Genomic DNA, 409 nt, shown 5'->3' on the forward strand with positions numbered 1-409 from the left:
CTCCACGGCCGTCGCGAAGGATTCGTTGAACATCGTGTCGCCGTTGGCATACACCACCTGGTGGGCCAGCTCGTGGAACAGCAGCCGCACGAATTCACCCTCGGGCCAGCCGATGAAGGTGTTGAGCAGCGGATCGCCGCCCAGCCAGTAGGTGTAGCCCAGCGTGGAATACGCCGGCACGCCGTAGACGGCGGTCTCCAGCCCGACGCCGGCCAGGCGCGCGGCCTCTTCTCGGGCACCGGCCTCCGCGAAATAGCCGCGGTAGCCGATGCAGCCCGTGACGGGGAAGCACCATGTGTGCAGGGTGAGCGAATCCGGCGGCGCCGCCACCACGTTCCATACCGCCGCGCGGCGGCCCAGGTCGGCATACCGCCGGTAGCTGGCGTTGTCGGGGAGGTGCAGCTCGGAC

The 409-nt window shown here is 68.9% G+C and carries 1 protein-coding gene; it reads right to left on the bottom strand.

What is annotated here, in order from left to right; translation table 11 throughout:
* Window positions 1-409, bottom strand: a 409-nt coding sequence (locus tag MPC4_RS04795; protein WP_174511525.1) for an aminopeptidase, incomplete at both ends; no start/stop codon positions are given.

This window comes from Methylocella tundrae (assembly GCF_901905185.1).
GTDB lineage: Bacteria > Pseudomonadota > Alphaproteobacteria > Rhizobiales > Beijerinckiaceae > Methylocapsa > Methylocapsa tundrae.